The sequence below is a fragment of the Arthrobacter sp. 10L430 genome (assembly GCF_056395245.1).
Genome location: NZ_JBFTJD010000004.1, coordinates 124,457 through 150,982 on the forward strand (window position 1 = coordinate 124,457; position 26,526 = coordinate 150,982).

The following is a 26,526-nucleotide window of genomic DNA, read 5'->3' on the forward strand; positions in this document are numbered from 1 at the left end:
CCTGATCGGAATGCGTTACGACGGCGGGCGGCGGCGGGCGCTTCCCCGGCACCGTGCGCTGTGACCGGCATGTGGAAGAATCGAAGGGCCGTCACTAAAAGGAGTCCCGCCACCCATGCCGCAGCCGGAAAAGGGCCCTTGGCTGCCCTTCGACCTCCGGACGCCGCGCGGATGGGTCGCCCTACTGCGCGGCGCCCCTGCCACGGTCGGGTTCGTGGTGCTGTTCTGGGCCTTCGGCGCTTTCTCCTCCAGTCTTCTCTCCGGACCCCCTCCTGCCCTGCAGCCCCACGTGGCGGCCAGCGTCCACTCCTTGGCTGGTCCGTGGTGGGCGGTGCTGGCGTCCGCGTTCTGGGAGCGCGAACTCACCGGGTACGTGCTGGGCACACTCCTGGTGCTGCTCGTGGGCCTGCCCCTGGAGCGCCGGCTCGACAGCCTGAAGTTCGCCGCGGCGGCACTCGCCGCCCAGGTTCTGGGAGTCGGCGCCGCGCTGGGATTCCTGGCCGCGGCCCAAGGCCTGATGGGGAACTGGACCCGGGACATGGGCGGGCATTTCTTCATGGGGCCGAGTGCCATGGCCTGCGGCGCTGCCATGGCCGCAACCGCCGCCATTCCCACGCTGTGGCGGCGCCGCGTCCGGGTGGTCATCATTGCCACCCTGATGCTGTTCGCCCTCTTCGCCGGCGGCCTCGAGGACCTGGTCCGGCTCGGGGCTGCCTTTGCCGGTGCGCTTTTGGGTCCCTTGCTGCTGGGGCGGCGGCCGCGGCTCGGCCGGCCTGCCGTGTCCCGGCACGAAGCCCGCGTCCTCGTGGCACTGCTGGTTGCGGTGGCAGCCATCGGCCCCGTGGTGGCCGGCCTGGCCCCGCACGCCGTGGGTCCGCTCTCGGTGCTGCGCTTCCTGTTCACGAACATCCAGCCGGTGGACCCGCAGACCCTTGCCGTGTTGTGTTCCGGGCCCGCGCAGGTGAAGGAATGCGCCGCCGCCCAGCTGCAGCTGCGGGCCGGCGCGGGCGGAATCTTCATGTCCATCCTTCCGTCCTTCCTCCTGCTGCTGCTGGCGGACGGGCTCCGGCGCGGACGGCGCTTCGCCTGGGCCGCGGTGCTGCTCATCCAGGCAACGCTGTCCGTCCTGGCCGGGTTTACCGTTGCTCGCGTCCTGCTGCCGGACGTACCGGAAACCGCGGCCGGCGAAGGGATCCGCGCGGCGGGAACCGCAGGTGGCCTGCACCCGCTCAGCCTCGTCTTGCCCATGCTGGTCCCCGTGTTGCTGGCTGTCCTCCTGCTGGCGGGCCGGAAGCTTTTCTTAGTGTCCGCCCCGCCCGGAACGTACCGCCGGCTGGGCCGCCGCCTTTTTGTCACCGCGGCCCTCCTTGGCGCGGTCTATGTCGGCGCTGGCCTGGCTTTGGCATCCGGCTTCACGCCCGCCCCCGGGCCGGCCGAGCTGGTCAAGGACGTCCCGGACCGGTTCCTGCCGCTGGGCTTCCTGGTGGACCTGTCCCCCGCGATCTTTCCCCAGAGCACCGCGGCCGTGCTGCTCTACGAAGGCGTGGGCGTGGTGTTCTGGGCAGTGGCCGGGGTCCTGCTGCTGCGGACTTTCCTCCGCCCGGCGCACGGTCAGCACAGTGCGGACGAGGACCGCGCCCGGGACATTCTCAAGGCGCACGGTGGCGGCTCGCTGTCCTGGCAGACCACCTGGGCCGGCAACAGCTACTGGTTCTCCTCCTCCGGCGACAGCTTCGTCGCCTACCGGGTGATTGCCGGGGTGTCCTTGGCGCTCGGCGCCCCGGTGGGTCCCCAGCATGACCGGGAGTCCTCCTTCGCCGAGTTCACCCGCCACTGCCGGCTCAGCGGGTGGACGCCGTGCTTCTACTTCGTGGCTCAGGAAATGCGCGGCCACGCCTCCGCCCTGGGATGGGGATCGGTGCAGGTTGCTCAGGAGACCGTGCTGCACCTCCATGCCGTGTCCTTCCGGGGCAAGAAGTTCCAGGACATCCGCACGGCCATGAACAACGCGGCCAAGGCAGGCATCCGCGCCGAGTGGACCACCTACGCGGCCGCACCGCTCTCGGTCCAGGGCCAGATCCAGGCCATCTCCGAGGAATGGGTGGCCGACAAGAAAGTCCCGGAAATGGGCTTCACCCTCGGCAGCCTGGACGAGCTGGACGACCCCGAAGTCCGTTGCCTGATCGCCGTCGACGCCCATCACACAGTCCATGCCGTCGCGTCTTGGCTGCCCGTCTACCGGAACGGCCACGTGATCGGCTGGACCCTGGATTTCATGCGCCGGCGCAGCGACGGCTTCCGTGCAAGCATCGACTTCCTCATCGCCTCGGCGGCGCTGGGCTTCCAGGACGAAGGCTACGACTTCATGAGCCTCTCGGGAGCGCCGCTGGCCCGGCCACCCCATGACCCGCGGTTTCCGCACCTGGCGCCGGAAGCCGCCGGTGTGTTGGACCGCCTTCTCGACTGGCTGGGCGCATCCCTGGAGCCCGTCTATGGATTCCGGTCCCTGCTGGCGTTCAAGTCGAAGTTCAAGCCGAGCTACGTCCCGATGTACATGCTCTTCCCCGACGCGGCCGCACTGCCTGCCATCGCCAATGCGGTCACCCGGGCCTACCTCCCCTCGATCAACGTGGGCCAGGGCCTCACCCTGGCGAGAGGGCTCCTCCGCCGCCGAGCCCGAACGAACACTTAATCCCCCCGGAGAAAGGGCCTCAAGCGTTTGTTCGCGCTCAACCGGAAGCGCCGAAGGGGTCAGGAGCCGTTGCTGTACACATCCGCACCGAAGCGGTTCACGTCCGGCGCCGCAGCGTAGCCGAGGTACGGCAGGCCGAAAAGGTCCTCCATGCTGGCCAGGAGGCTGTAGTGGTTGTACGGCCGTTCGGACGTTGTCCCGCCCTTGGTCCGCGGTGACAGGACGAGGGCGCCGATGCGGCCGCCGCCTGCACCTCCGGGAATGGCCATGGACGCGCTTTCCTTCCCCTCGGACTCATCGAAGGTGATCACCAGGACCCCGTCCTGTTTGAAGGCCGGGGAGGACAGGATCTCCGGGACGTGCTGCTTGAGCCATTCGTCGGAGGTTGCGAGGCCGCCTTCCCGCCCGTCGGCACAGGGGTGGTCGTGCCCGTCGTTGCACAGGTTGGGGGTGATATAGGACAGGTTCGGCGTCGTGTCCGCCGCCCTGAGGTCGGCGGACAGGTTGCTGAAGTCGACCACGTTGGCCTGGCACTCGGGCGAGGACGTGATTGAGGTGAAGTAGACGAAGGGGTTGTGCCTGGTGGCGTACTGGCCATCAGCGTTGGCGTTTTGGTTCGTGTCCCTGGTGCCGGGCTCGGGATGGCGGCAGGGCGTTCCCATATCCTCCATGTAGCCCTTCCACGTTTTGCCGGCGGCGCTGAGCTGGCCTGCGAGCGTGGGCACAGAATCCGGATAGACGCACCCGATGCCCTCCACCTGGCCAAGGGCAGCTGTCCCGGTGGAGTTCAGCGGCTCATAGGTGTGGCAGTCCTCCCTCGTGGCGGGGTTTGGCCCCTGCCCGGACAGCTGGGCAATGTAGTTGGGCATGGACAGATGCGCGATGGCGTAATACTGGCTCAGCAGCACGCCCTGCCCGCGCAGCGTCTGCGACAGGTACGGCGCGGCGGAATCGGCGCCCCAGACGCTGTCGTAGGACTTGTTCTCGAGGTTGATCACGAAGACATGGGCCTGTTTTCCGGCATCCGGCTGCGTGCGCGACTGCGACGGCGAGGGGCCGGGAGCCGCCTCGCAGCCGGCCGTCGCTGCCACCACTGCGATGCCTGCCAGCAGGAGCGAGGCGCGGCGGAACCATCCTCTGCCGCGGGGCAGTTGCGAGGAGCTTTCAGCCGTCATGAGTTCTTGCCTCCTGATGCACAGGCGAAGCACCGTCCGTGTAGAGCCCATGGTGTCACGCCGGCCCCGGCAGGAACGTGAAGGTTTCCTGAGAGTTCCATGAAACGGTGACGCACGGAGCTAGGCCGGGTGGATGGCGATGGCGGTGGCTTTGATGACGAAGTGGACGGTCATTCCGGGTATCAGGCCGAGATCGGCCGACGCGGCCGGGGTGATGTCTGCGGAGAGGCCTCCTGCGCGGACCCGGATCTGATCGCCGTGTGGCTCCAGATCGGTAATCGTCACCGGGAATGAGTTTCGCGGGCTGCCGTGCTCTTCGGTGAGGAACACGGATACCGCCGAGGGGGGAAAGACCGCCACGCCGTCCTGCCCGGGCACGGTGGTGTCGTCGTGATGGCCCGCGACGATCTGCCCTTGGGCCGTCACCAGGCCTTGCCCGGTGACACGGCCCGTCATGAGGTTCAGTCCGGCCAGCCCGGCGGCGAACCGGCTGCGCGGTTTTTCGAGGACTTCGCGCGTGGGGCCTTCCTCGGTGATCCGGCCGTCCTCGAGGACGATCACCCTGTCTGCCAGCATGAGGGCGTCAAGGATGTCATGGGTGATGATGATGGCGCGGCGGTTGGCGAGGACGCGTTTGAGGAGCCGGCGCAGCAGCGGTGCTGCGTGGATGTCGAGGGCGGCCATGGGCTCGTCGAGGAGCAGCAGGTCGGGGTCGGCGGCGAGGGCTCGGGCGACAGCCACCCGCTGAGCCTGACCGCCGGAGAGCTGTCCGGGTCGCCGTGAGGCGAGGGATCCGGCGTCGACTTCGGCGAGCCAGTGCGCTGCCGTTTCGCGGGCTTCGGTTCTGGAGGCGCCGGCGCTGCGGGGTCCGAAAGCGACGTTGTCCAGGGCGCTGAGGTGTGGAAAAAGGAGTGCTTCCTGGGCCAGCAGTGCCGTGCCTCTGTTGTGCGGGGCGCTCCAGAGGCTCTTGTCTGCTGTCAGGTCGAAGAGGACTTTTTCGCCGATCGTGGCTTTGCCTGTGTCGGGGCGCAGCAGGCCGGAGATGATGGCGAGAAGTGTTGATTTGCCGGCACCGTTGGGCCCGAGGACGGCGATGGTCTCGGCCGGCCCGAGGCGGAGGGAGACGTCGAAGTTCCGCGCGGCGAGGATGGCATCCAGATGGAAGGTCACGGCAGGGCTCCTTCCGGTGCCGCGCCGGTGTGGGGGTGCCGGTAGGAGAGCCCGACGACGGCGACCGCCACGGCGACGAGGACGAGGGAAAGTGCGACGGCGGCGTCGGCGTCTGTTTCCCGCTGCAGGTAGATTTCCAGCGGCAGCGTGCGGGTCACGCCCTGCAGGCTGCCGGCGAAGGTCAGGGTGGCACCGAATTCGCCGAGGCTGCGGGCGAAGGACAGGACTGCGCCGGAGGCAAGGCCGGGAAGGACGAGCGGGATGGTGACGCGGCGCAGCACGGTGCTCGGGCGTGCCCCGAGGGTGGCTGCGACCGCTTCGTATTTGTTGCCGGCGGTGCGCAGGGCGCCTTCGAGGCTGACCACCAGGAACGGCAGCGCGACGAAAGTCTGTGCGAGGACGACGGCGGTGGTCGAGAATGCGATCTGGATTCCGGCCAGTTCGAGGTTCTTGCCGAGCAGGCCCTGGCGTCCGAACGTGTAGAGCAGGGCGATGCCTCCGACGACGGGCGGCAGGACCAGGGGCAGCAGGACGAAGGCGCGCAGCAGCCGCTGGCCCGGGAACGGGCTCCGGGCCAGGACGAGGGCCAGCGGCACGCCGAGGACGACGCAGGAGACGGTGCTCGCCGCGGACGTGCGCAGGCTCAGGCCCAGGGCGGTGAGCGAGGATTCGGAAGTGACCAGCGGAATGAACTGGGGCCAGTTGACCTTGGCCACCATGGCCACCAACGGCAGCAGGACGAAGAGTCCTCCTGCCGCCGCGATTGCGTAAATCCATGGCGGGATGCCGGTGTACCCGGAGCCGCTGCGGTGGTTCATGCTGTCCTTTAGGGGGTGCCGAATCCGGCGTCGGTCAGGACTTTCTTGCCCTGGCTGCCGGTGACCGTGGCGATGAAGGCCGCGGCCAGGTCCTTGTTCTTGCTGGTGCCGACGGCGGCGATCGGGTAGGTGTTCACGGCCTGGTCAGATTCGGGGAAGGCGATGCCCTTGACCTTGTCTCCGGCGGCCTTGACGTCGGTGACGTAGACGAGGCCGGCGTCGGCCTCGCCGGAGGTGACCTTGCCCAGGACATCGGTTACCGAGGATTCCTCGCTGACGGCCTTCAGGGTGGTGCCGGTGGCCTTTTCGACTTTGTCGGTGGCGGCGCCGCAGGGAACCTGGGGAGCGCAGGTAACCACCTTCACGCCCGGCTTGGCCAGATCGGCGAACGAGCTGATGGAGGCGGGGTTGGACGGCGGGACGGCGATCTCCAGGACGTTCGTGGCGAAGTTCGCAGGTTGGCCGTCGATCAGCTTCGCGTCGGTGAGCTTGGCCATGTTCTTAGTGTCGGCTGAGGCGAAAACGTCCGCGGGGGCGCCCTGGGTGATCTGGGTGACCAGGTCCGATGACCCAGCGAAGTTCAGCGTGACTTTGGTGCCGGGGTTCTTGGCCTCGAAGTCGCCGGCCAGCTTGGTGAAAGTCGCTTCCAGGGAGGCTGCGGCGAAGACCGTGACGGTGCCGGAGAGTGCCGGCTTCGCCGAGGTGCCGGTGGCCGCAGAGGTGCCGGCAGGCGGGGTGGCGGTGCCGGCGGCGCAGCCGGCCAGGGCGGCGCTCAGGGCGCCGGCAACCAGCAGTGCGGCCAGAGGCTTGCGGGCGACGCTCATAAGATGCTCTTTCCCTGGGGTGTTTCGATGATGACGGTGGTGGCTTTGACGACGGCGGTGGCGACGGATCCGAGCTCCAGCCCGAGTTCCTGGACGGCTTCGCTGCTCATGAGCGACACAACCCGGTAGGGGCCGCACTGAAGTTCGACCTGGGCCATGACCTTGTCCGCGGTGATCCCCGTAACCAGCCCGACGAACCGGTTGCGCGCCGAGCTGCCTACCCGGGTGGGATCCTCTGGCAGCTGGGCCTGGTCGCGGGCGAGGTGCGCCAGCTCCAGCCCGTCAACGGCCAGCCGGCCGGACTCATCCCTGACCGGAGTCAGGATCCCGTTCTCGGTCCAGCGCCGGATGGTGTCGTCACTGACACCCAGGAAGCGTGCTGCTTCAGATACGCGGATTTTGGGCATGGCTCCATGATCCCCCATTTGCGGATATTTTGGGTACTTTGAACCGCAAATCAGAATGTGATCATCCTTTTCACCGGCATCCGCGGTGCGACAGTCAGTTCGGCATGGCGACGATTTCACTGTTCCATTGGCTGCCGGCTGATGCCGATCCTTCCAGGCGCCCGTTCACCGATTATCAGATGCCTGTGCGCTCTCCCGGGCTCGTCGGTTGGCCCCTGGTTTCTGCTGGCACGTGCCGTAAGCTCCGATAATGGACCCGTCCGCGGAAGACCGACCACTCCCCGCCCCCGACGCCGGCGCCGGGCGGCCGCGGGCAAGTTTCCGGTCGGAGCTCGACAGCCAGCGATACACCGTAGTCGATGAGGACTGGGCCGGCGGCATCCCCGCCCAATACGGGGTTGCACCCCGGGTCAGAATCGGTCAGACCAAATGGTTCAACCTGTTGTGGCTGATACCGATCGGGCTTCTCCTCCTGCTGATAGCGGTCGCCGTTGCCAAGGGAATCCGCGGTCTCCCGGCCGTGCAGGACTTCATCCATCAATTTCCGGGAATGTCCGAGCTGCCCAACACCGCTCCCGTGGGATTTCCCGCCTGGCTCGGCTGGCAGCACTTCCTGAACCTGTTCTTGATGATCTTCATCATCCGTTCTGGGCTCACCATCCTTACGGACCACCCGCGGCTCTACTGGACGAAACACTCCACCCCGGGCAAGGACTGGTTTAGGGTGCAGAAGCCGGTTCCTTCGGACCCGCTCTACACGGCAAAAGAGGATTCCATCACCCTCCCGAACGGTATCGGCCTGCCCGGCCGCCGGCACTCCATCGGACTGGCCCGCTGGTGGCATCTCGGCATCGACACGCTTTGGCTGGCGAACGGCACCGTCTTCTTCATCCTGCTGTTCACCACCGGACAGTGGATGCGCTTAGTCCCGCTGCATTGGGACGTGATTCCCAATGCGGTCTCCGTGGCCATTCAATACCTGTCGTTGGATTGGCCTGTCGAGGGCGGGTGGATCAACTACAACAGCCTGCAACTAATCGCCTACTTCGTCACCGTCTTCCTCGCCGCCCCGCTGGCCCTTCTCACCGGACTGGGGATGTCGCCGTCGCTTTCCACTCGGTTCCGGCGGATCAGTTCCTTGTTCAGCATCCAGGTCGCCCGGTCGCTTCACTTCTTGGTCTTGTGCTGGTTCGTCATCTTTATCGTCATCCACGTAGCCCTCGTGACCACCACCGGTGCCCTTCGGAACCTGAACCACATGTATGCCTCCCAGGACACCGAGTCGTGGACCGGGTTCTGGATTTTCGCGGCCTCAATGGTTGTCGCGACCATCGGTTGGGTGGCAGCAACGCCCTTCACCTACCGGCACCCTCGGGTCGTGCAAAAGGTCGGCTTCGCCCTGATCGGCCCATTCCAGCGCCTGTTCGAGCACATCGATTCCAAGCCTGGCCAGTACACCGAGAAGGACATCTCCCCATACTTCTGGCACAACGGCAAGTACCCGGCCACTGAGGAATACCGGCAGCTGCAGGCCGGCAATTTCGCCGACTACACCCTCGTCGTCAACGGCCTCGTCGAGAACCCCGTCGAGCTGAATCTCGATCAGCTCCGGGCTCTGGCGCATCAGGAGCAGATCACCCAGCATTTCTGCATCCAGGGCTGGTCCGGGGTCGCCAAATGGGGCGGTGTCTCCATGCAGACAATTCTCGAGACCGTCAAACCGACAGCGGACGCGAAGTGGGTGATCTTCTACTCCTTCGCGCTCGGCCCCGAAGGCGGCCTCTACTACGACGCCCAACCCATCGAGCAAATGAGCTACCACCTGACGATGCTCGCCTACGACATGAACGACCAACCGGTCTCATTTGGCCATGGGGCCCCGCTGCGACTGCGGAACGAAACCGAGCTCGGATTCAAGATGGTCAAATGGATCAAGGGAATCGAATTTGTCAACGATTTCGCCGAAGTAGGAGGCGGTCTCGGTGGCTACAACAACGACCACGAGTTCTTCGGCTACCGCCAGTCGATTTGATCGATATCTGTCAGGATGTCACTGACGGTTGGCGCGGAGATCTCGTTCGCAAAAGCCTGGGCGAGGGCCGCCGGACCCGGCATCATGGGGTGTGCCGGGTCCAACGGACTGGCCGAGCTTCAAAGGGAGCACCGTCCGACCAGGTGTCCAGAGACTGACAGAGGCGCCCTAGGAAAAGGTCGGAACACCCTACGCGTTTGAGGCGCTGCCGTCTCCCAGCCCGACTGCGCCAGGCGGGAACTGCCAAATGTGACCCCTGCCCGCGTCTCCGGCTTCCCTAAGGCCCGCGGGTGTTAGGTTCGAGACTGAACACTGTCCATCCCCGAACCACCGGAAAGAGCATCAACCGTGGAATCGCCTGCACCCGTCCGGATACTGACCGTCTGCACGGGGAACATCTGCCGCTCCCCCGTGGCGGAACGGCTCCTCCAGGCCGGGCTGGACCAGGTTCTGCCCGGCGGCTTCGAGGTCCGCAGCGCCGGCACGCGCGCCATGGTGGGCGATCCCGTCCAGCCCCTGTCCGCGGACATCATCCGCACCTTCGGCGGCACCGCGGACGGCTTCGCCGCGCGCCAGCTCACTGGCAAGATACTCCGTCGGGTGGACCTGGTCCTGACCATGACCTCCGCGCACCGCGGCGAGGTCCTGCAGCTGGACGCGTCGCTGCTCAAGCGCACCTTCACCATCCGTGAGTTCGCGCGGATGCTGGATGTCCTCGGGGAACGGGAGAACGCGAGTGAGAAGGAACAGAACGACGGCGACCGGCTCGCCGCAAACACCAAGCTCTGGCGCAAGCTCCCGGCCCGGGCAGCGTCCGTGAGGCACCTCGCCCTGGCCCCTGAGGCAGCCGACAACGACGTCGTGGACCCCTACCGCCGCAGCGCCGAGTACTACAGCCAGATGGAAGACGAACTGGCCCCGGCCATCATCTCCGTCCTCCGCTTCGCCCGGCTCAACACACCAGGCTGAACGAGCCCGCTTGAACGCGTCCGCTCAAACGCACCCGGCTGAACACACCCGTTTGAACGCCCCTCCAAAACCCGGGCCTTCACGCACCGGACCGCAACGGACCGCCAAACCCGGCCGGCCGCCGTCGTTCTCTCCGCCCGGAATTGGTGATAGCGTCCGTTCATGGATGCCCGGCCTGATCCGGCTGAAGCGGCTTCTGCCGCTTCCTCCACCGCTCTCTTTGCGAACCGGCGGCGGAGAATCCTGACAGCGATACTCGTGTTACTGCTGGCCATTCCTGTGGCCGGTGTGGCCTACCTCTCGAACCTGGCCCGCATCTACGATTCGCAGACCACCAAGATCGACAACGCGCTGCCGGCGCCGGAGCCCACCGCGGTCGCCAAGGCTCCGCCGGGCACCGTGGCAGCAGCGCCCGCCGTCCCCGTCCCCGAACGGCCCACCCTGCCCATGAATATCCTGGTGATGGGCAGTGACCGCCGCGAAGCGAAGAACAGCCCCGGCGCCGCGACCGACCAGCGGGCGGACACCATCATGCTGGTCCACGTCCCTGCGGACGGCAAGCACGTGTACGGCATCTCGCTCATGCGCGACCTCTGGGTCACCATTCCCGGCTACGGCGAGGCAAAGATCAATGCGGCGCTGGGACTGGGCGGCGTCTCACTGGTGGTGCAAACCGTGCAGTCCCTGCTGAACCAGCACATCGACCACGTGGTGATGATGGATTTCGAAGGCTTCAGGGGTCTCACCGAGGCCCTGGGCGGGGTGGATGTGGACATCAAGGAGCCGTTCACCTCCACGCACGACACCCACCAGGACTTCCCCGCCGGCATCAACCGGCTCAAGGGCCAGCGCGCGCTGGAGTTCGTCCGGGAACGCTACGCATTTCCCGACGGCGACTACCGACGGGTCCGCAACCAGCAGCAGTTCCTCCGCGCACTGGTGGCCAAGACCCTGACCCGCGGCACGCTGGCCAATCCGCTGACAGTGCACAACGTGGTGAGCGCGGCGGCCCCGTTCCTCAGCGTGGACAAGGGGTTCGACGCCGCGGCGCTCGGCGGCCTGGCCTTCAGCCTGCGCAACATCCGGCAGCAGGACGCGGTGTTCTTCACACTGCCCACCGGCGGCGACTCCGTGTCCACCGCCGGAGAGTCCATCCTCCTGCCGGATGCCGGCGCCATCGCCGCGGTGGCCGCCGCTCTGGCGAAGGACACGCTGGCGGCGTACGTCGCGCAGATAACGCCCGACGCCGGCGGGTGACGCTCCGTACGGGAGCCGGCCGGGCGCCGTCGTAATGTCGCGTAAAGCGCCGGAAGCCCTTCCTTGCAAGTCCGTTTGGGCTGGATGTATAGTCGCTCATCCCCCGCAACGGGGCCGACTCGGTACGGTCAGGACTGGTGAGGGTAATGAAGAAAATTATGTGGATCGTTGCCGCCGCGGCGGTGGTCTTTCTGATCATTGGCGGCACGGTCAAAGCAGTCGGCTTCCTGCTGTGGGTGGCGCCCTTCCTGTTGATTGTGGCCGTGTTGCTGTTCTTCCTGAGCCGTTCCGGCGGCCGACGCATCCCCTGACACCCCGTTGACGATGGAGCTGAAGATGCTGCGTGGAATTGGCACCTACTCGTTTCCCCTGAAAGCCGGCGAGGAATGCCCGGCGGGAACATTTCTTCTCGATCTCGCCTCCGGCCGTTTTGAATGGTCCGAGGAGGTGTTCCACATCCACGGCTACACCCCGGGCGAGGTGGTTCCGACGCTGGAGCTGTTGATGGCCCATAAGCATCCGCAGGACCGGGAACCCATCCGCCGGATGATCGCCGAGCTGAGTTCGAACGGCGGCCAGCGGGCAATCTTCCACCGCGTAATCGACAGCAAGGGCCGGGTGCGCCGTGTCTTTACCGCCGCCGAAGCCTGCCTGGATGACACAGGGAAAGTCACGGCACTGCGCGGCTTCACAGTGGACCTCAGCAGGACTGTGGCCCTGGAGACCCGCCACGCCGCCGCCGAGGCCATCCGGGCAACCTACGCCAGCCGGGAAGTGATCGAACAGGCCAAGGGCATCATCATGGGCCTGCAAGGCGGGACGACGGACCAGGCATTCCGGGTCCTGGCCACCCGCAGCCAGCACACCAACGTCAAGCTGGCCACCGTGGCCGAGCAGCTGGTTGAGGCAGCAACCCGGGGGAAGGCCCCGGAGGCCATCTCCTGCTGGGAGGCCCAGACGGAGCAGCTGGATCCGACGGGTTAAGCGGCGCGCTCGGCCTCGCGCTCCGCCCGGGCCCTTGATTGAAGTCCCCGCTCTTGTTGCACTTGTCTATGCGGCCCTCTGGGCGCGCACACGCTTCTTCACCACCGCATCCGCTTCCCGCTGACCACCGCCAGACCTTCAGGAGAACCGCATGACCGCCGAAACCGCCAGGACTGACGAAAGGGAGCCAGCCGTGAGCACTAAGACCCTGAACCCTGACAACGTGAAAACCGAACAGCTGATCATCATCGGGTCCGGCCCTGCCGGCTACACTGCCGCGATCTACGCCGCACGGGCGGGCCTCAAGCCCCTGGTCCTGGCCGGGTCCGTCACCGCCGGCGGCGCCCTGATGAACACCACCGACGTCGAAAACTTCCCGGGCTTCCCAGCCGGCATCCAGGGTCCCGAGCTCATGGACGGCCTGCAGCAGCAGGCCGAAAGGTTCGGCGCGCAGGTGGTGTTCGACGACGTCACTGACGTTCAGCTGAAGGGTCACCTCAAGCGCGTGGTCACCGGCGCCGGCGAGACCCACCAGGCACCCGCCGTCATCCTCGCCACGGGCTCGGCATACAAGGAGCTCGGCCTGCCGGAGGAGAAGAAATTCAGCGGCCACGGCGTCTCCTGGTGCGCCACCTGCGATGGGTTCTTCTTCCGCGACCAGGACATCATCGTGGTGGGCGGCGGCGACTCCGCCATGGAGGAAGCCACGTTCCTGACCCGCTTCGGAAAGTCCGTGACCGTCGTCGTCCGCAAGGGTGAACTGCGCGCCTCCCGGATCATGGCCCAGCGCGCCAAGGACAACCCCAAGATCAGCTTCGCGTGGCACTCGTCCGTCAGCGCCATCCACGGCGACGGCAAGGTCACCGGCGTGACGCTGAAGGACACCCGCACGGGCGAAACCCGGGAGCAGGGCGCCACCGGAATCTTCGTGGCGATCGGGCACGTGCCGCGGACCGAACTCGTCGCCGGGCAGGTGGAGCTGGACGCCGAGGGCTACATCAAGGTGGACTCCCCCACCACGGTCACCAACCTGACGGGCGTGTTCGCGTGCGGCGACGCGGTGGACCACCGCTACCGCCAGGCCATCACCGCCGCCGGCACGGGCTGCGCCGCCGCCCTCGACGCCGAGCGCTACCTCGCCGCCTTAGACGATGCTGACAGCATTGCCACGGCGCTGGTGGAGGAACCCACCCACGCGTAGTTCTGGCCGCCGGATCCGCCCGGCCCGGCTGACGTAATAGTTCTGCAGTCCTAAGACGGGTTTTTCGGTCTGCCTAAATTTGCGATATTCTGTTGGGGTGAACAACCCCGACGTCGTGGAGAAAAACATGGCCGCCCCCACAACGGCCCAGCCACCCGCCATTAAGCGCAGGCGGATTTCCCGCCTGCTGCTGCTTGGGCCGGCCTTCGTCGCCGCGATCGCGTATGTGGATCCCGGCAATGTCGCAGCCAACCTGACGGCGGGGTCGAGCTTCGGTTACCTGTTGGTCTGGGTCCTGGTTGCCGCCAACGCCATGGCTGTCCTGGTGCAGTACCAGTCCGCCAAGCTCGGACTCGCCACCGGCCTCAGCCTTCCCGAGATCCTCGGCAAGCGCCTCGGCACCGGCCGACGTCGGCTGTACTGGGCACAGGCTGAAGTGGTTGCCGGAGCTACGGACATGGCCGAGGTCATCGGCGGCGCCGTCGCCCTGAACCTGCTCTTCGGGCTCCCGCTGCTGGCCGGCGGGATCATCATTGGCATGGCGTCAATGCTGCTGCTCACACTGCAGTCACACCGGAGCCAAAAGTCCTTCGAGTACGCGATTGTGATCCTGCTCGGAGTCATCGCCGTCGGGTTCGTCTCGGGCCTGTTCGTCAATCCCCCGGATGCCGGAAGCGCACTGACCGGCCTGGTGCCGCGGTTCGAGGGGACTGACACTGTCCTGCTCGCGGCCAGCATGCTGGGAGCCACGGTCATGCCGCACGCCATCTACCTGCACTCGGCCCTGGCCCGGGACCGGCACGGCTATGCCGAGGACCCCGCCGAGCGCACGCGGCTGATCCGCGCCACGCGCTTCGACGTGGCCGGCGCCCTCCTGCTGGCCGGCGTCGTCAATATCGCAATGCTGCTGCTTGCCGCCTCAAGCCTGCGCGGCGTGGAGGGCACGGACACCATTGCCGGCGCCCACGCAGCCGTCACGTCAGCCCTGGGCCCGACCATCGGCATGATCTTCGCCATCGGCCTGCTGGCATCGGGGCTGGCATCCACGTCGGTGGGCTGCTACGCCGGCGCCACCGTCATGGGCGGGCTTCTGAAAATCCGCGTGCCGCTGCTCACCCGCCGCGTGATCACACTCATCCCGGCGCTGATTATCCTTGGGGCCGGCATTGAACCCACCCTGGCGCTGGTCCTGAGCCAGGTGCTGCTGAGCTTCGGCATCCCGTTCGCCCTGATTCCACTGATCCGCCTCACCGGCAAGCGGGACGTCATGGGCATCCACACGGACTCGCGGGCCCTGAAAATCGCCGGCTGGACCAGCGCGACGCTCATCGTCGGCCTCAACTGCGTCCTCATCGCGCTGACCATCTCGGGCCAGGCCTGACCGCACCCGCAGCCCGCGCGGCCGAGCTCCTACCCAGCTGAGTCGCAGTGAAGGTTGTTTTCAGGCCTCAAGATGGCTCTAGCCGCGACCCAGTTGGGTGAGCGGACAGGCAGGCCCGTGGCAGGCACGCCTAGCGGTCCTTCTGCTAACGCCGGGCCACGGCGCGGCCGCAGCGCCGCCCTACCGGTACCAGCCCACCGCACGGTCGTAGCTGCATTCCAGGGCACCCGTGCCTGGCTGGGCCCCTCCGCCGGCGGGGAAATAGATGGCCCCGAAGTCCGCCCCCTCGGCCTCGATACGTCCGCGGGCCCAGAGCTGGGCCGCCTCGAGATCCGTTTCCGGGATGGGTTCCCGGGTGCTGTGGTGCCCGAGATGGATGTCCAGCTGGTACTGCCCCGGGTGGGACGTTCCCGCGTGATGGCCGGGATCGTGTTCATCCCGCCTGCTGATCAGGACCTGGGCGGAAGCATGAAGAATGGACGGCTCGCTGGCCACTCCTCCGTCCTTCTGCTGCTTGATCCGAAGGCCGGACACCACACTCTCCACGGTGTCGTCTTCGGTGACCGCATAGGCCGAGCCGGTGACGTCCACCTCTGACCCTCCTACGCTTTTCAAATGCTGGCCGAACTGTTCGGAACTGGATTGACTGGCGTTCATGCACCCTCCTTGAGGGTATTCGCGGCGGCTGCCGACCCTTGCCACAGTAGCCCCATCGAAGCGGGCCACGCCGGTGCCACCGGAACTGATTTCGCGGGACACCGGCCCGTTGCCGCGCATGACTGCCGCCTCGATGGTTATTTTGCTGACAGTGCGGGTACGGCGCTAGTAACGTGGAGCATTCGCAAGCCAAGGGCGAACGGGAGTGGAGATCGTGGGCAACGACGGAAAGCACAATGAGACCCAACGCAGTGACGGCACCGTGCCGGCCGGCTGGACGGCGGGAGCGGTGGAGCTCACCCTGATCCGCCACGGCGAGAGCCAGGGGAACGTGGCTGCCACGGCCGCCCAGGAATCCGGCGCGGACGTGATCGACGTCCCCGCCCGCGACGCCGACGTCGAGCTCTCCGCCACAGGGCGGGAGCAGGTACTGGCCCTGGGCCGCGCACTGGCGCAGGTCCCCGCAGAGCTGCGCCCCGACGTCGTGATCTCCTCCCCGTACATGCGCGCCTACCAGACCGCTGAGATCGCCGTCGAGGCGGCGGGCTGGCCCGTGCCCGTCCGCACTGACGAGCGCCTCCGGGACCGCGAACTCGGCATTTTGGACATGCTCACCCGCCTCGGCGTGGAGAACCGGCTCCCCGATGAGGCAGAACGACGGCGGTGGCTGGGTAAGTTCTACTACCGCCCGCCGGGCGGGGAGTCCTGGACGGACGTGGTGCTGCGGCTGCGCTCCGTGCTCGGCGAACTGAACGCGCTGGGCAGCGGGCACCGGGTGATGCTGGTGTGTCACGACGCCGTGGTGCTGCTCTTCCGTTACGTCCTGGAAGGGATGTCCGAGCAGGAGCTGCTGGATCTCGCCGCGAGCACCACCGTCCTGAACGCGTCGGTCACCAGGTACGTGCGGCCGGAGGGCGTGGGGCCGTGGACCTTGGAGAGCTTCAACGTGGCCGACCACCTCACCGAGCACGGCGTCCAGGTGACCGAGCACGCAGGGGATGCCAGTGTCCACCCACGCTGACGCCAGTTCCGACGCTGCCGGTGCTGCACCGGCCGGCACTTCCGCCGCGCAGATCACGCCGTCACTTCTACGTGACTGGCCGCTCCCCTCTGCCGGGGCCGACAAGTACTCGCGTGGCGCGGTGCTGGTGATTGGCGGCGCCAGGCGCACGCCGGGCGCGGCGCTGCTGGCCGGAACCGCTGCGCTCCGGGCCGGCGCCGGCAGGCTGACGCTGGCCGTGGCCGAGTCCGTGGCCGTTCAGCTGGCTGTCACGCTGCCGGAGGCCGGGGTAATCGGTCTGCGGGAAACCGCCGGCGGATCCGTGGGGTCCGCCGGGCTCGAAGCCCTGTTCGAGGACCTGGACTCGGCGGACGCCGTCCTGATCGGTCCCGGACTGGACGACATCGACGGGACCGAGGCGCTGCTGCGGGAACTGCTTCGGCATGAGGCCGAACGGACGGCGGAGGTGCGTGCCGGCGGCGGGGTCAGCGGCGGGGAGACCAGCGCCACGGTGATCCTCGACGCCTATGCGCTCGGCTGCCTGCCCAAGCTGTTGGGCGAACTGGAGCCGTGGGCCGGCCGCCTGATTCTGACGCCGAACCCGACCGAGGCCGCAATCCTCCTGGGCCGCGAGGACGGCCTCGGAGACGACGCCGACGAGCTGGCTGCCGCGGTCGGCGAAATTGCTGAGAAGTACCGCGCTGTGGTGAGCTGCCAGGGCCTGATCGCCCGTCCGCCGGGCGGCGACGCCCCGGAAGCCGCGGACCGTTGGGAGATCACCACCGGCTACGGTGGCCTCGGGACTTCGGGAAGCGGCGACATCCTGGCCGGTGCCATCGCCGGGCTGCGGGCCCGCGGCACCACCGACGCGCAGGCCGCCTGCTGGGGCACCCACCTTCACGCTGCGGCCGCGGACAGGCTCGCGAGCCGGCTGGGGAGCCTGGGTTTTCTGGCACGGGAACTGGCGGACGAGCTGCCACCGCTCATGATGGAACTGAATACCTAGGCGCTGAATACCTGGGCGGGGGCCTCAGTTCAGCGACCCCAGGATGGAGCGGAGGGAAGCGGCTGCCGTCTTGGCGGCAGTCTTGGGGTCTACCTTCCCGGCGGTGACGTCATGAACGGCCTTGGCGACGGGCAGTTCCGTCAGCGCGGCACCGGCAAGGTCGCCCCGCCCCTGGATGATGCCCCAGTGCTTGACGTCGTCGACTCCCTTCAGCAGGACGCTGAGAACGTCCGGTGCATAGAACTTGCTCAGTGGTTCCTTCTTGCCCAGGCCGGCCGGCAATGCCCGCCAGGCATCGGCAAACTGCGTGGGGTTGGCTTCGGTGCCGGCACGGACCGGAAGCCGCTCCTCCGGTGCAATGGACAGCCAGTCAGCGTAACCGTCGCTCATGACATACTCCACGAACTGGCGCGCATGATCGGCGTCAGAATCCTTGGTAATGGTCCAGGACGTCATCTCGCCGAACTGCGCAGGCTCGTCCCCTGACCCCAAAATCCCGGTGACCACGCCGGTGTTCCTGGCGAGGAACGCGGGGTCGGCCTTGCATTCGGGGCAGTTTGGCCTGGCGTCGTTGCGAAGGCCCGCCAGTTCGTCAAGCATGAACGTGGGCCAGACGGCCATGGCGGCCTTTCCGGCGAAGTACGCGGCCCGCACAGTGTCTGTGTCCTGAATCCCGGGAACGGAATAGTTGGTCAGCATGTCGCGGTAGAAGCGGAGCGCCCCCACGCACTGAGGGCTGTCGAACGTGACGCTGCTCTTCGAATTGACCATCTCGCAGCCGTTGCCCTGGGCGATGTGCTCAAACGACTGTTGCGTGAAGGCCTGGCTCTTGTTCGCCGCCACGAAGCCTGCCAGCTGCGGAGTGTGCAGCTTTTGGGCGGCAGCTTGGATGTCACCATAGGTAGCCGGCGCCCTCAGACCCGCCTGGGCAAAATGGTCTTTTCGGTAATAAAGAAGCTGCTGCCAGGACGAATCGGGCACGGACAGCTGTTGGGTCCCGTCGCGGGTCAGCTCCAGCGAGCGCGGGGACCACGTACTCGCGCCCAGGTTGCTGATGACCTTGGCGTTGGCCTCGACGTTGATGAGATCACCGGCAGCCGCCGTGCGGACGTTGCCTAGCGAAATGCCGCCTATGACGTCGGGCAGGTCACCGGACGCGGCTGACGACGTAAGGACCTGGTTGAACCGGTGGGCGGGTACGCTCACGAGGTCCACCGTCACACCGGAGGCGGAGGCAAACTTCTCGAGCATCCCCTTGGTCTTGGCTAGGCGGTCCGGAAGGGTATCCGCGGTCCAGACCGTGATGCCGTGGGGGTCAGATGCATCAGGAGGGGGAGCGTTCGGGCCTCCGCTGGACGTGCAGGAAGTGAGAATCCCTGCAGCCAAGGAAACTGCAGCGACGAAGCCGACGTTGGCCCGCCCTCTGGTTCTGTTCACCTCGGTGCTCCTGCCGTGGAGGTGCCCGCAGATAGGTGTTCGAAAGTCCCATGGGTGCGACCGGAGTTTCATCCAGAGACTTGTTTTTCCAGCGTATCCAAGTGAAGGCGTCCTGTCAGCAGTCGGGCTCTAGTCTGTGTCTTCGCCGGGTTGACGCAGGTTCGGTGGAGGGTCACACTGGCCACACATATTCGGGAAGACCTGGAGATGGGTGGACACGGCATGACTGACCATCGAACCAATGGGCCTGGCCCCGGCCCAGCCCATGGCCGCACCCGCGATCCGCTCCTGCGCCGGGTCATCCTTCCTGACTTTCTGGTTGTATTCCTCGCGCCCATCGCCGAAAACGTGTCCTACAAGATTGCGATCCAGGGCCGACAAACGTGGCTATTCGAGGATCTCGGCTACCTCCTGGGAGCCGGGCTGCTCATCGTCATCACTTTCTTCGGCGTCTGGGCACATCAGCGCGATGACCGGAAGCTTCCAGAAGCCGAAGCCATCCGGGACGCCATCGCGGCCACGGTGGTCCTGCTCTATCTTGTGCTGGTCTCCTGGGCCGTCTTCTTCACCCCCGGCCCAAATCGCATCCTCCTCTCGGACCAGCTCCTCGCGTCGCTGACCACGGTCACGGCCGTGGTAGTTGCGTTCTACTTCATTTCAGGTGCCGCCGGCGGCAAGTGGGCACTGTATCTGCTGAGGCGTGAGGAGGGTGCCGGGCCAAGCCCTACGCAGCCAGGCGCGGCGTGGCAAGGCGCGGCCCCGCCAGGTCCTGCGCCGCATGGTCTGGACCAACAGAAACCGACTCAGCAGAACCCGGCGCCGCAACACCTTCCGCCACAACATCTTCCGCCGCGGAACCCGGCGCCACAGGACGACGCAGAACGCCTGTAGCCCGGGTGCCGTCAGGCATCGCGGTACGTCAGGGCAGCCCGTTCCGCGGGCACAGCCGGCGTTGCACGCACCCGTGAGAGCCGGCTTAGACCCGGCGCCATTCGCCGGCCGTGCCCTGCTCTTGTTTGCCGGGCACGCGGGGGTTATTTTAAGCGTGGGATCGCGCTCTAGCAGTCAGGGCACAGTGATCCCCTTAAATAGGAGCGCGTCAATGTCGACCATCTCCAACGCCCCCCTTCCCGGCGGCATGCACAGGCCGTCGGGCGATCGGTTGTGGTGCCCTGAATGCCAGACCGACGAGCACCTGATCGTCGAATCCATCGAAGCTTTGCATCCCCCTCAAGAGGGCCTAGTGGATGTGTCCTATACCTGTGTTGAATGCGACTACTTCTACGCCCACGCGGCGGGCGTGCACGACGTCGCCGCCGTCCTGAACCGCCACGGCCAGGTGATGGGCGTTCTGCAGTTCGGCGGTGAATACTTCCACTGCGGCACGCCTATGATCTCCGTCAGCTCCGGAACCAGCAGCATCTACGGCCACGAGCTGTCCCGGCGCCACACCATCCACGACGTCCATCTGCTCACGCGCGTCCTGCGCTGCGGCTGCGGGTTCCAGATGGAGGTGCCGGACTGACCGGCCACTAGGTAAGGAGAGTGCAACATGGCTATGACCCACGGCGCTGCCGGTGCCCGAACCAGACTCCAGCTGGCGTCCCAAGTTGTCGGGGCAGTGTTCCTGCTCGTCGGCATTCTTGGCTTCATTCCCGGAATCACCAGCAACTTCGGGTCGCTGGGCCTCGCCGGGCACGCCTCGGAAGCAATGCTCCTGGGTGTCTTCCAAGTCTCCATCCTGCACAATATCGTTCATATGCTCTTCGGTGTGGCCGGCATCCTTATGGGCCGCACGCCCGCGCAGGCAAAGAACTTCCTCCTTTACGGCGGAATTGTTTATCTGATCCTCTGGCTGTACGGACTGATCGTCGGCCACGAATCCGCAGCAAACTTTGTCCCGGTCAATACCGCGGACAACTGGCTGCATTTCCTGCTGGGCGTGGGCATGATCGCGCTGGCACTGTTGCTGTCCCGCGAAAGCACCACCGTCCGCGGAGCAGTACGGGGCTGAATACCTGAAGCGCGATGCCAGGGAGTGGCTGACAATGACCGCATATCAACAACCAGGTTTGACCGCCGCCGGAGTTCCCGATGTGGTGCCCCGGCGGAAGGGCAGCATGGTGGTCAGGTGGATCACGTCCACGGACCACAAGATTATCGGCTACATGTACCTGATCGCGTCCTTCGTGTTCTTCTGCCTCGCTGGAGTGATGGCGTTGCTGATCCGTGCCGAGCTGTTCGAGCCGGGCATGCAGATCCTGCAGACAAAGGAGCAGTACAACCAGCTGTTCACGATGCACGGCACGGCCATGCTGCTGATGTTCGCCACCCCGCTGTTTGCCGGGTTCGCGAACGTCATCATGCCGCTGCAGATCGGCGCCCCTGACGTCGCGTTCCCCCGCCTGAACGCGCTGGCCTTCTGGTTCTTCCTGTTCGGTTCCACCATCGCCGTTTCCGGCTTCATCACCCCGCAGGGCGCGGCGTCCTTCGGCTGGTTCGCGTACGCGCCGCTTCACAACACGACGTTCACCCCCGGCATCGGCGGGGACCTGTGGGTGTTCGGCCTGGCGTTGTCCGGTTTCGGCACCATCCTCGGCGCGGTCAACTTCATCACCACCATCATCTGCATGCGCGCCCCGGGCATGACCATGTGGCGCATGCCGATCTTCACCTGGAACACGCTGATCACGGCTGTTCTGGTGATTATGGCGTTCCCGCCGCTGGCCGCAGCACTGTTCGCGATGGGGGCGGACCGCCGCTTCGGTGCGCACATCTACGATCCGGACAACGGCGGCGCCATTCTGTGGCAGCACCTGTTCTGGTTCTTCGGCCACCCCGAGGTGTACATCATCGCGCTGCCGTTCTTCGGCATCGTCTCCGAGATCTTCCCAGTGTTCAGCCGCAAACCGATCTTCGGCTACAAGGGCCTTGTCTACGCCACGATCTCAATTGCGGCCCTCTCCGTGACCGTGTGGGCGCACCACATGTACGTCACCGGTTCCGTGCTGCTGCCGTTCTTTGCCTTCATGACCATGCTCATCGCGGTACCCACGGGCGTGAAGTTCTTCAACTGGATCGGCACCATGTGGGGCGGCTCGCTGACGTTTGAAACCCCCATGCTGTGGAGCCTCGGCTTTATCATTACGTTCCTCTTCGGCGGCCTCACCGGCATCATCCTGGCGTCGCCGCCGCTGGACTTCCACGTCTCGGACTCCTACTTTGTGGTGGCGCACTTCCACTACGTGGTGTTCGGCACCGTGGTGTTCGCGATGTTCGCCGGCTTCTACTTCTGGTGGCCGAAGTGGACAGGGAAGATGCTCAACGAACGGCTCGGCAAGATCCACTTCTGGATGCTGTTCCTCGGCTTCCACGGCACGTTCCTGATCCAGCACTGGCTCGGCGTCGAAGGCATGCCCCGCCGCTACGCGGACTACATGCCGCAGGACAACTTCACCTGGATGAACCAGTTCTCGACGGTCGGTTCGTATCTGCTCGGTGCGTCGCTGATCCCGTTCTTCTGGAACGTCTACATCACCGCCCGCAGCACCGAAAAAGTCATGGTCGATGACCCGTGGGGCTTCGGCGCATCTCTGGAGTGGGCCACGTCCTGCCCGCCACCGCGGCACAACTTCACGTCCCTGCCGCGCATCCGCTCGGAGCGTCCGGCACTGGACCTGCACCACCCTGAGATTCGGATACGCGAACACGATACGACGCACGCTCCCGTGGCTGAGGTGCTCGGGGCAGCGGACATCGGGTCCCGCGACGTGCGGAACCCCGATCCCGACAAGTGATTTGCGGCCTGCTGGCGGCTGAGTTGGTGCCTTGCTGGCTGGCGGCTGGCTGAACAGCTGACGTCAACGGCGGTTCGCCCGCGTAATTTCCTACTCGCCGAATGCGGCGACGATAGGAAATCTGCGGCGATGCCGGGCAGCAGGTGATGTTTAAGCAGCCGCCAGTACTAGGCAGCCACCGCCAGCGGTGCCGTCGAAGCGGCGGTTCCCGAACCGGCGTCGGCCGGTGCCAGAACGCGGACGTTGCACTCGGACTGCAGCGGGTCGATCGAGCGTGGCAAGTGGTGGGTCTTGGAGCATTCACGGAGCTCCTCCAGTGCGGAGGGTTCAACACGCGCGTGGCTGACGTCCACAACAAGCTGAAGTCCCTGCTTGAGGTGGTTGGCACGCTTCATGACGACGTACAGAGCTTGAATGCTTCGGGCGGTTACATTTCCCTGGGCGGCAACCTGAGCTTCGCCGCATTCCAGGTCCAGCCGGACCAGGACCTTGAGCTTATGGTTCAACGAACATCTCCCCTCATGCACGGCCGCGACGCTGCGACCGAAGACAACCCTAACCCAAATGTGATGCAGGTAACAGGAAAAGTCTGAATGTTGCGGGAAGACCGGTTCACGGGTGACTGAGCCGACAGCAATCAAGGCCGCTGGTTTCGCCCGTCGAAAGCCGAATCTCAGCAGGCTCAACCCGCGGACGGCCGGCAAGCGCAACCGGCCGGTGCGTTGTACGGCGGGCGGCTTAGTCTCGGGTGGGGTCCGGACGCAGCGGGGCCGGCCCGGGGTCCGGTACAGGAAGCGGTCCAGGCGGCTCCGGCACCGGGAACGGACTCGGCGGCGTGGGGCCGGAGGGATCAGGGCCGTTCGGGTGCGGCGACATCGGATCGGGGCCCGGTTCCGGAGGGAACGGCTCGGGCTCGTGCACTGGCGGAATGGTCATGGCTGCCCCTCGGCTGCTGGATTGGTTCCGGTTTGCGGACGCGACTTCAGGATACGCCCGGGGCCCGCGGCGAAGACAGCGTACTCGGTGGGCCTATTCCATGCTGGCGCCGTCGCAAGTATCCCCAACGCCCTGCGCCCAACGCTATCTTGAGCCAATCTTGATGGAATCCCTGCAGGTTCTAAAGGGTTTTGCGTGAAAGTAAGGCTCATCGGACAAAGCAAGTCCGCAGGCTTCCCGGGCAACAAGTCGGCAACCGTGAAGTTCGTGTTCAGCGCCACTCAGCGCGACGGCACGAACAAGAAACCCTGGCTCGGGTTCCGTCCGCTCAATGGGGCGCGCACGGAACCCGGATCCATCCCACTCATCCATCCCCAGCTGACGCCGCAGGGAAGCCAAGCTCCGAATACCTCGTATGCGTGGGCAGGGGCATCGCTGTCAGGTGCCAGAACATGCTAGCCACCACGGCCCTCTCCCCCGGTAGCGAACGGCCGCCAAAATGTCAGTGCGGATCTATATATTGAGGGAATGACCCAGACTCCACTGCAGCACTCCGCAGACTCCCCCGACGCCTCCCCGGCGCCGCCGGTCGCCAAGAAAGTGCCCACAGAGCGCACCCACCACGGCGACACCGTCGTGGACAACTACGAGTGGCTCCGGGAGAAGGAATCCGACGAGGTCGTGGCCCACTTGAAGGCCGAAAACGCCTACCAGGAAGCCGTCACCGCCCACCAGGAGCCGCTGCGGGATGCCATCTTCCAGGAGATCAAGGGCCGCACGCAGGAGACAGATTTGTCCGTTCCCAACCGCAAGGATGCCTGGTGGTACTTCAGCCGTTCGGTTGAAGGCAAGGAGTACGGCATCCAGTGCCGCGTCCGCGCCCAGGACACCGGCAACCGCGTGGCCGACTGGACTCCTCCGGCAGTGGAGGCCGGCGTCGAAATTCCCGGCGAAGAAGTCCTGCTTGACTGCAACGTGGAGGCCGAAGGCAAGCCCTTCTTCTCCGTGGGAGGCTCCGCTGTCACCGTGGACGGTCATTTGTACGCCTACGCCGTGGACAACTCCGGCGACGAGCGCTTCACCCTGCGCATCAAGGACCTCCGCACCGGTGAGCTGCTTCCGGATGTCATCGAGAATGTCTTCTACGGCGTCTCCTTCTCCCCTGACGGCACCCGGATCTTCTATACGGTGGTGGATGATTCCTGGCGCCCGTACCAGGTCAAGGCCCACGTCCTGGGCACGCCGGTCACCGCCGACGAGGTGGTTTACCAGGAGGACGACGTCGCCATGTGGCTGGGCTTTGAGCTCTCGTCCGACAGGCGTCACCTCGTGCTGGGCATCGGCTGCTCGGAGTACAGCGAAACGCGCCTTTTGCGCTTTGGCGATCCCGAAGCCGCCCTCACCACCGTCATTTCCCGCGACGAACGCGTCCTCTACGAGGCCGAACCGTTCCTGCTCGACGGCGAAGAGCGCATCGTCATCACCCACAACCGCAATGCCGTGAACTCGATGGTTTCGCTCGTGGACCCTGCCGACCTCGCGAAGCCGCTGGCCGAGCAGCAGTGGATAACCGTCGTCGAGCATTCCGACGACGTCCGGGTCAACGGTGCGGGCGTCACCTCCACGCACCTGGTTGTTTCAGTCCGGAAGGACACCATCGAGCGCGTCCAGGTGATTCCCCTGGCCGGTCTGGGAACGCCCAGCCAGGAAGCCCCCGTGGAACCGGCGTTCGACGAGGAGCTCTACACGGCAGGCGTGGGCGGCTCCGACTACGAGGCCCCCGTGATCCGGCTGGGCTACACGTCCTACTTCACACCGTCACGAGTTTACGATTTCGTGCTGCCCACCCCGGAGCGGCCCGCAGGTGAGCTGCTGCTGCGTAAGGAAAGCCCGGTGCTCGGCGGCTATGACGGGTCCGACTACGTGGCTACGCGCGAGTGGGCAGAGGCGGCCGACGGCACCAGGATTCCCCTCTCGGTGCTGCGGCACACGTCGGTTGCACGGGACTCCACTGCGGCCGGACTGGTGTACGGCTACGGCTCGTACGAGTTGAGCATGGATCCGGGCTTCGCCATTGCCCGGCTGTCACTGCTGGACCGCGGCGTTGTTTTCGTGATTGCGCATATCCGCGGCGGCGGCGAGCTGGGCCGGCACTGGTACGAGAACGGCAAGAAGCTCACCAAGAAAAACACCTTCACGGACTTCATCGCGGCCACGGACTGGCTGGCTACATCGGGCTGGGCAGCACCGGACAGGATCGCGGCGCTGGGCGGATCCGCGGGCGGCCTGCTCATGGGTGCCGTGGCCAACCTTGCCCCGGAGAAGTATGCGGCCGTGGTGGCGGAGGTGCCGTTCGTGGACGCGCTGAACACCATCCTGGACCCCGAGCTGCCGCTTTCTGCACTGGAGTGGGAAGAATGGGGCAACCCCATCACCGACCCCGAGGTGTACCAGTACATGAAGTCCTACACTCCGTACGAGAACGTGCGCGCGGCCGCCTACCCCAAGATCGCCGCCGTGACGTCCTTCAACGACACCCGCGTACTCTACGTCGAGCCCGCCAAGTGGGTGCAGGAGCTGCGCAGCAAGACCACCGGCACAGAGCCGATCGTCATGAAGATCGAGATGGACGGCGGCCACGGCGGCGCCTCCGGCCGGTACGTGCAGTGGCGCGAACGGGCCTGGGACTACGCCTTCATCGCCGACTCCCTCGGAGCCAAGGAGCTGCTGCCGGGCGCAGGGCTCAAATAACCCCACACGGAGTAACCCTCGAGTTGCGAGGT

The 26,526-nt window shown here is 66.1% G+C and carries 23 protein-coding genes; 15 read left to right on the top strand and 8 right to left on the bottom strand.

The genetic code is table 11. The features are described from left to right. Nucleotides 1-115 precede the first annotated feature (115 nt). Entirely contained in the window at nt 116-2,692 is a 2,577-nt protein-coding gene (locus tag AC1DDG_RS05990) for a bifunctional lysylphosphatidylglycerol flippase/synthetase MprF (RefSeq protein WP_476875327.1), read from the top strand. Nucleotides 2,693-2,751: 59 nt separating this feature from the next. Here AC1DDG_RS05990 and AC1DDG_RS05995 read toward each other — a convergent pair whose 3' ends face one another. The 5 genes from AC1DDG_RS05995 to AC1DDG_RS06015 form a co-directional block, all read right to left on the bottom strand. Next, on the bottom strand, nt 2,752-3,867 hold the full coding sequence (locus tag AC1DDG_RS05995; RefSeq protein WP_476875328.1) for an alkaline phosphatase family protein: 1,116 nt from the start codon (nt 3,865-3,867) through the stop codon (nt 2,752-2,754). Nucleotides 3,868-3,987: 120 nt separating this feature from the next. Further along, on the bottom strand, nt 3,988-5,037 hold the full coding sequence (locus AC1DDG_RS06000) for a sulfate/molybdate ABC transporter ATP-binding protein (protein WP_476875329.1): 1,050 nt from the start codon (nt 5,035-5,037) through the stop codon (nt 3,988-3,990). Next, nucleotides 5,034-5,855 (bottom strand): ABC transporter permease, encoded by an 822-nt coding sequence (locus AC1DDG_RS06005; RefSeq protein ID WP_476875330.1) that lies wholly within the window; start codon nt 5,853-5,855, stop codon nt 5,034-5,036. The genes AC1DDG_RS06000 and AC1DDG_RS06005 overlap by 4 nt, the downstream gene beginning before the upstream one ends. Before the next feature lie 8 nt (nt 5,856-5,863). Continuing rightward, on the bottom strand, nt 5,864-6,679 hold the full coding sequence (gene modA / locus AC1DDG_RS06010; protein ID WP_476875331.1) for a molybdate ABC transporter substrate-binding protein: 816 nt from the start codon (nt 6,677-6,679) through the stop codon (nt 5,864-5,866). Beyond that, the gene (locus tag AC1DDG_RS06015; RefSeq protein WP_476875332.1) at nt 6,676-7,086 is read right to left on the bottom strand and encodes a TOBE domain-containing protein; all 411 of its coding nucleotides are present in this window, start codon (nt 7,084-7,086) and stop codon (nt 6,676-6,678) included. Before AC1DDG_RS06015 ends, modA begins: the two co-directional genes overlap by 4 nt. Before the next feature lie 250 nt (nt 7,087-7,336). Here AC1DDG_RS06015 and AC1DDG_RS06020 point away from each other — a divergent pair, with 250 nt between their 5' ends. From AC1DDG_RS06020 to AC1DDG_RS06050, 7 genes are all read left to right on the top strand, one after another. Then, on the top strand, nt 7,337-9,118 hold the full coding sequence (locus tag AC1DDG_RS06020) for a molybdopterin-dependent oxidoreductase (RefSeq protein WP_476875333.1): 1,782 nt from the start codon (nt 7,337-7,339) through the stop codon (nt 9,116-9,118). A 348-nt stretch (nt 9,119-9,466) separates the two neighbouring features. Then, on the top strand, nt 9,467-10,087 hold the full coding sequence (locus AC1DDG_RS06025; RefSeq protein WP_230121444.1) for an arsenate reductase/protein-tyrosine-phosphatase family protein: 621 nt from the start codon (nt 9,467-9,469) through the stop codon (nt 10,085-10,087). Between the two features lie 162 nt (nt 10,088-10,249). Beyond that, nucleotides 10,250-11,344, top strand: a complete 1,095-nt coding sequence (locus AC1DDG_RS06030) for an LCP family protein (protein ID WP_476875334.1) — start codon at nt 10,250-10,252, stop codon at nt 11,342-11,344. Nucleotides 11,345-11,490: 146 nt separating this feature from the next. Beyond that, on the top strand, nt 11,491-11,655 hold the full coding sequence (locus AC1DDG_RS06035) for a hypothetical protein (RefSeq protein ID WP_476875335.1): 165 nt from the start codon (nt 11,491-11,493) through the stop codon (nt 11,653-11,655). Nucleotides 11,656-11,680: 25 nt separating this feature from the next. Then, entirely contained in the window at nt 11,681-12,328 is a 648-nt protein-coding gene (locus AC1DDG_RS06040; RefSeq protein ID WP_476875336.1) for a PAS and ANTAR domain-containing protein, read from the top strand. Between the two features lie 223 nt (nt 12,329-12,551). Then, complete coding sequence (gene trxB, locus AC1DDG_RS06045) at nt 12,552-13,529, top strand: thioredoxin-disulfide reductase (protein WP_476875406.1); 978 nt, start codon at nt 12,552-12,554, stop codon at nt 13,527-13,529. 127 nt (nt 13,530-13,656) lie between these two features. After that, the gene (locus AC1DDG_RS06050; protein ID WP_476875407.1) at nt 13,657-14,910 is read left to right on the top strand and encodes an Nramp family divalent metal transporter; all 1,254 of its coding nucleotides are present in this window, start codon (nt 13,657-13,659) and stop codon (nt 14,908-14,910) included. A gap of 180 nt (nt 14,911-15,090) precedes the next feature. Here AC1DDG_RS06050 and AC1DDG_RS06055 read toward each other — a convergent pair whose 3' ends face one another. After that, nucleotides 15,091-15,567 carry a hypothetical protein gene (locus AC1DDG_RS06055; protein WP_230119450.1) on the bottom strand — a complete coding sequence of 159 codons (477 nt, stop codon included), beginning with the start codon at nt 15,565-15,567 and terminating at the stop codon, nt 15,091-15,093. A 262-nt stretch (nt 15,568-15,829) separates the two neighbouring features. On the opposite strand from AC1DDG_RS06055, the gene AC1DDG_RS06060 reads away from it, so the two are divergent. Both AC1DDG_RS06060 and AC1DDG_RS06065 read left to right on the top strand, forming a co-directional pair. Next, complete coding sequence (locus AC1DDG_RS06060; protein WP_476875408.1) at nt 15,830-16,588, top strand: histidine phosphatase family protein; 759 nt, start codon at nt 15,830-15,832, stop codon at nt 16,586-16,588. Beyond that, entirely contained in the window at nt 16,566-17,573 is a 1,008-nt protein-coding gene (locus AC1DDG_RS06065) for an NAD(P)H-hydrate dehydratase (RefSeq protein ID WP_476875337.1), read from the top strand. Before AC1DDG_RS06060 ends, AC1DDG_RS06065 begins: the two co-directional genes overlap by 23 nt. Before the next feature lie 24 nt (nt 17,574-17,597). On the opposite strand, the gene AC1DDG_RS06070 is transcribed toward AC1DDG_RS06065, so the two are convergent. Then, on the bottom strand, nt 17,598-19,010 hold the full coding sequence (locus AC1DDG_RS06070; RefSeq protein WP_476875338.1) for an ABC transporter substrate-binding protein: 1,413 nt from the start codon (nt 19,008-19,010) through the stop codon (nt 17,598-17,600). Nucleotides 19,011-19,232: 222 nt separating this feature from the next. Between AC1DDG_RS06070 and AC1DDG_RS06075 the strand changes: the two genes are divergently transcribed. The 4 genes from AC1DDG_RS06075 (at nt 19,233) to ctaD (ending at nt 22,807) form a co-directional block, all read left to right on the top strand. Then, complete coding sequence (locus AC1DDG_RS06075) at nt 19,233-19,901, top strand: hypothetical protein (protein ID WP_476875339.1); 669 nt, start codon at nt 19,233-19,235, stop codon at nt 19,899-19,901. A 211-nt stretch (nt 19,902-20,112) separates the two neighbouring features. Continuing rightward, the gene (locus tag AC1DDG_RS06080; protein WP_476875340.1) at nt 20,113-20,535 is read left to right on the top strand and encodes a hypothetical protein; all 423 of its coding nucleotides are present in this window, start codon (nt 20,113-20,115) and stop codon (nt 20,533-20,535) included. A gap of 27 nt (nt 20,536-20,562) precedes the next feature. Then, entirely contained in the window at nt 20,563-21,024 is a 462-nt protein-coding gene (locus tag AC1DDG_RS06085) for a DUF4383 domain-containing protein (RefSeq protein WP_476875341.1), read from the top strand. Nucleotides 21,025-21,058: 34 nt separating this feature from the next. Then, nucleotides 21,059-22,807: an aa3-type cytochrome oxidase subunit I gene (gene ctaD, locus AC1DDG_RS06090; protein WP_230119456.1), complete on the top strand. Its 1,749-nt coding sequence runs from the start codon at nt 21,059-21,061 to the stop codon at nt 22,805-22,807. Nucleotides 22,808-22,974: 167 nt separating this feature from the next. Here the strand turns inward: ctaD and AC1DDG_RS06095 are convergent, their stop codons facing one another. Beyond that, nucleotides 22,975-23,313, bottom strand: a complete 339-nt coding sequence (locus AC1DDG_RS06095; RefSeq protein ID WP_476875342.1) for a hypothetical protein — start codon at nt 23,311-23,313, stop codon at nt 22,975-22,977. Nucleotides 23,314-24,271: 958 nt separating this feature from the next. Here AC1DDG_RS06095 and AC1DDG_RS06100 point away from each other — a divergent pair. Continuing rightward, on the top strand, nt 24,272-26,494 hold the full coding sequence (locus tag AC1DDG_RS06100; RefSeq protein ID WP_476875343.1) for a S9 family peptidase: 2,223 nt from the start codon (nt 24,272-24,274) through the stop codon (nt 26,492-26,494). The last annotated feature ends 32 nt before the right edge of the window (nt 26,495-26,526 follow it).

What these genes read in the sequence shown, in the direction of transcription:
- AC1DDG_RS05995 (WP_476875328.1), bottom strand. Translation starts at nt 3,867, where the DNA reads ATGACGGCTGAAAGCTCCTCGCAACTGCCCCGCGGCAGAGGATGGTTC.
- AC1DDG_RS06040 (WP_476875336.1), top strand. Translation starts at nt 11,681, where the DNA reads ATGCTGCGTGGAATTGGCACCTACTCGTTTCCCCTGAAAGCCGGCGAG.
- AC1DDG_RS06030 (WP_476875334.1), top strand. Translation starts at nt 10,250, where the DNA reads ATGGATGCCCGGCCTGATCCGGCTGAAGCGGCTTCTGCCGCTTCCTCC.
- modA (WP_476875331.1), bottom strand. Translation starts at nt 6,679, where the DNA reads ATGAGCGTCGCCCGCAAGCCTCTGGCCGCACTGCTGGTTGCCGGCGCC.
- AC1DDG_RS06065 (WP_476875337.1), top strand. Translation starts at nt 16,566, where the DNA reads ATGCCAGTGTCCACCCACGCTGACGCCAGTTCCGACGCTGCCGGTGCT.
- AC1DDG_RS06005 (WP_476875330.1), bottom strand. Translation starts at nt 5,855, where the DNA reads ATGAACCACCGCAGCGGCTCCGGGTACACCGGCATCCCGCCATGGATT.
- AC1DDG_RS06035 (WP_476875335.1), top strand. Translation starts at nt 11,491, where the DNA reads ATGAAGAAAATTATGTGGATCGTTGCCGCCGCGGCGGTGGTCTTTCTG.
- AC1DDG_RS06080 (WP_476875340.1), top strand. Translation starts at nt 20,113, where the DNA reads ATGTCGACCATCTCCAACGCCCCCCTTCCCGGCGGCATGCACAGGCCG.
- ctaD (WP_230119456.1), top strand. Translation starts at nt 21,059, where the DNA reads ATGACCGCATATCAACAACCAGGTTTGACCGCCGCCGGAGTTCCCGAT.
- AC1DDG_RS06020 (WP_476875333.1), top strand. Translation starts at nt 7,337, where the DNA reads ATGGACCCGTCCGCGGAAGACCGACCACTCCCCGCCCCCGACGCCGGC.
- AC1DDG_RS06100 (WP_476875343.1), top strand. Translation starts at nt 24,272, where the DNA reads ATGACCCAGACTCCACTGCAGCACTCCGCAGACTCCCCCGACGCCTCC.
- AC1DDG_RS06050 (WP_476875407.1), top strand. Translation starts at nt 13,657, where the DNA reads ATGGCCGCCCCCACAACGGCCCAGCCACCCGCCATTAAGCGCAGGCGG.
- AC1DDG_RS06075 (WP_476875339.1), top strand. Translation starts at nt 19,233, where the DNA reads ATGACTGACCATCGAACCAATGGGCCTGGCCCCGGCCCAGCCCATGGC.
- AC1DDG_RS06085 (WP_476875341.1), top strand. Translation starts at nt 20,563, where the DNA reads ATGGCTATGACCCACGGCGCTGCCGGTGCCCGAACCAGACTCCAGCTG.
- AC1DDG_RS06015 (WP_476875332.1), bottom strand. Translation starts at nt 7,086, where the DNA reads ATGCCCAAAATCCGCGTATCTGAAGCAGCACGCTTCCTGGGTGTCAGT.
- AC1DDG_RS05990 (WP_476875327.1), top strand. Translation starts at nt 116, where the DNA reads ATGCCGCAGCCGGAAAAGGGCCCTTGGCTGCCCTTCGACCTCCGGACG.
- AC1DDG_RS06055 (WP_230119450.1), bottom strand. Translation starts at nt 15,567, where the DNA reads ATGAACGCCAGTCAATCCAGTTCCGAACAGTTCGGCCAGCATTTGAAA.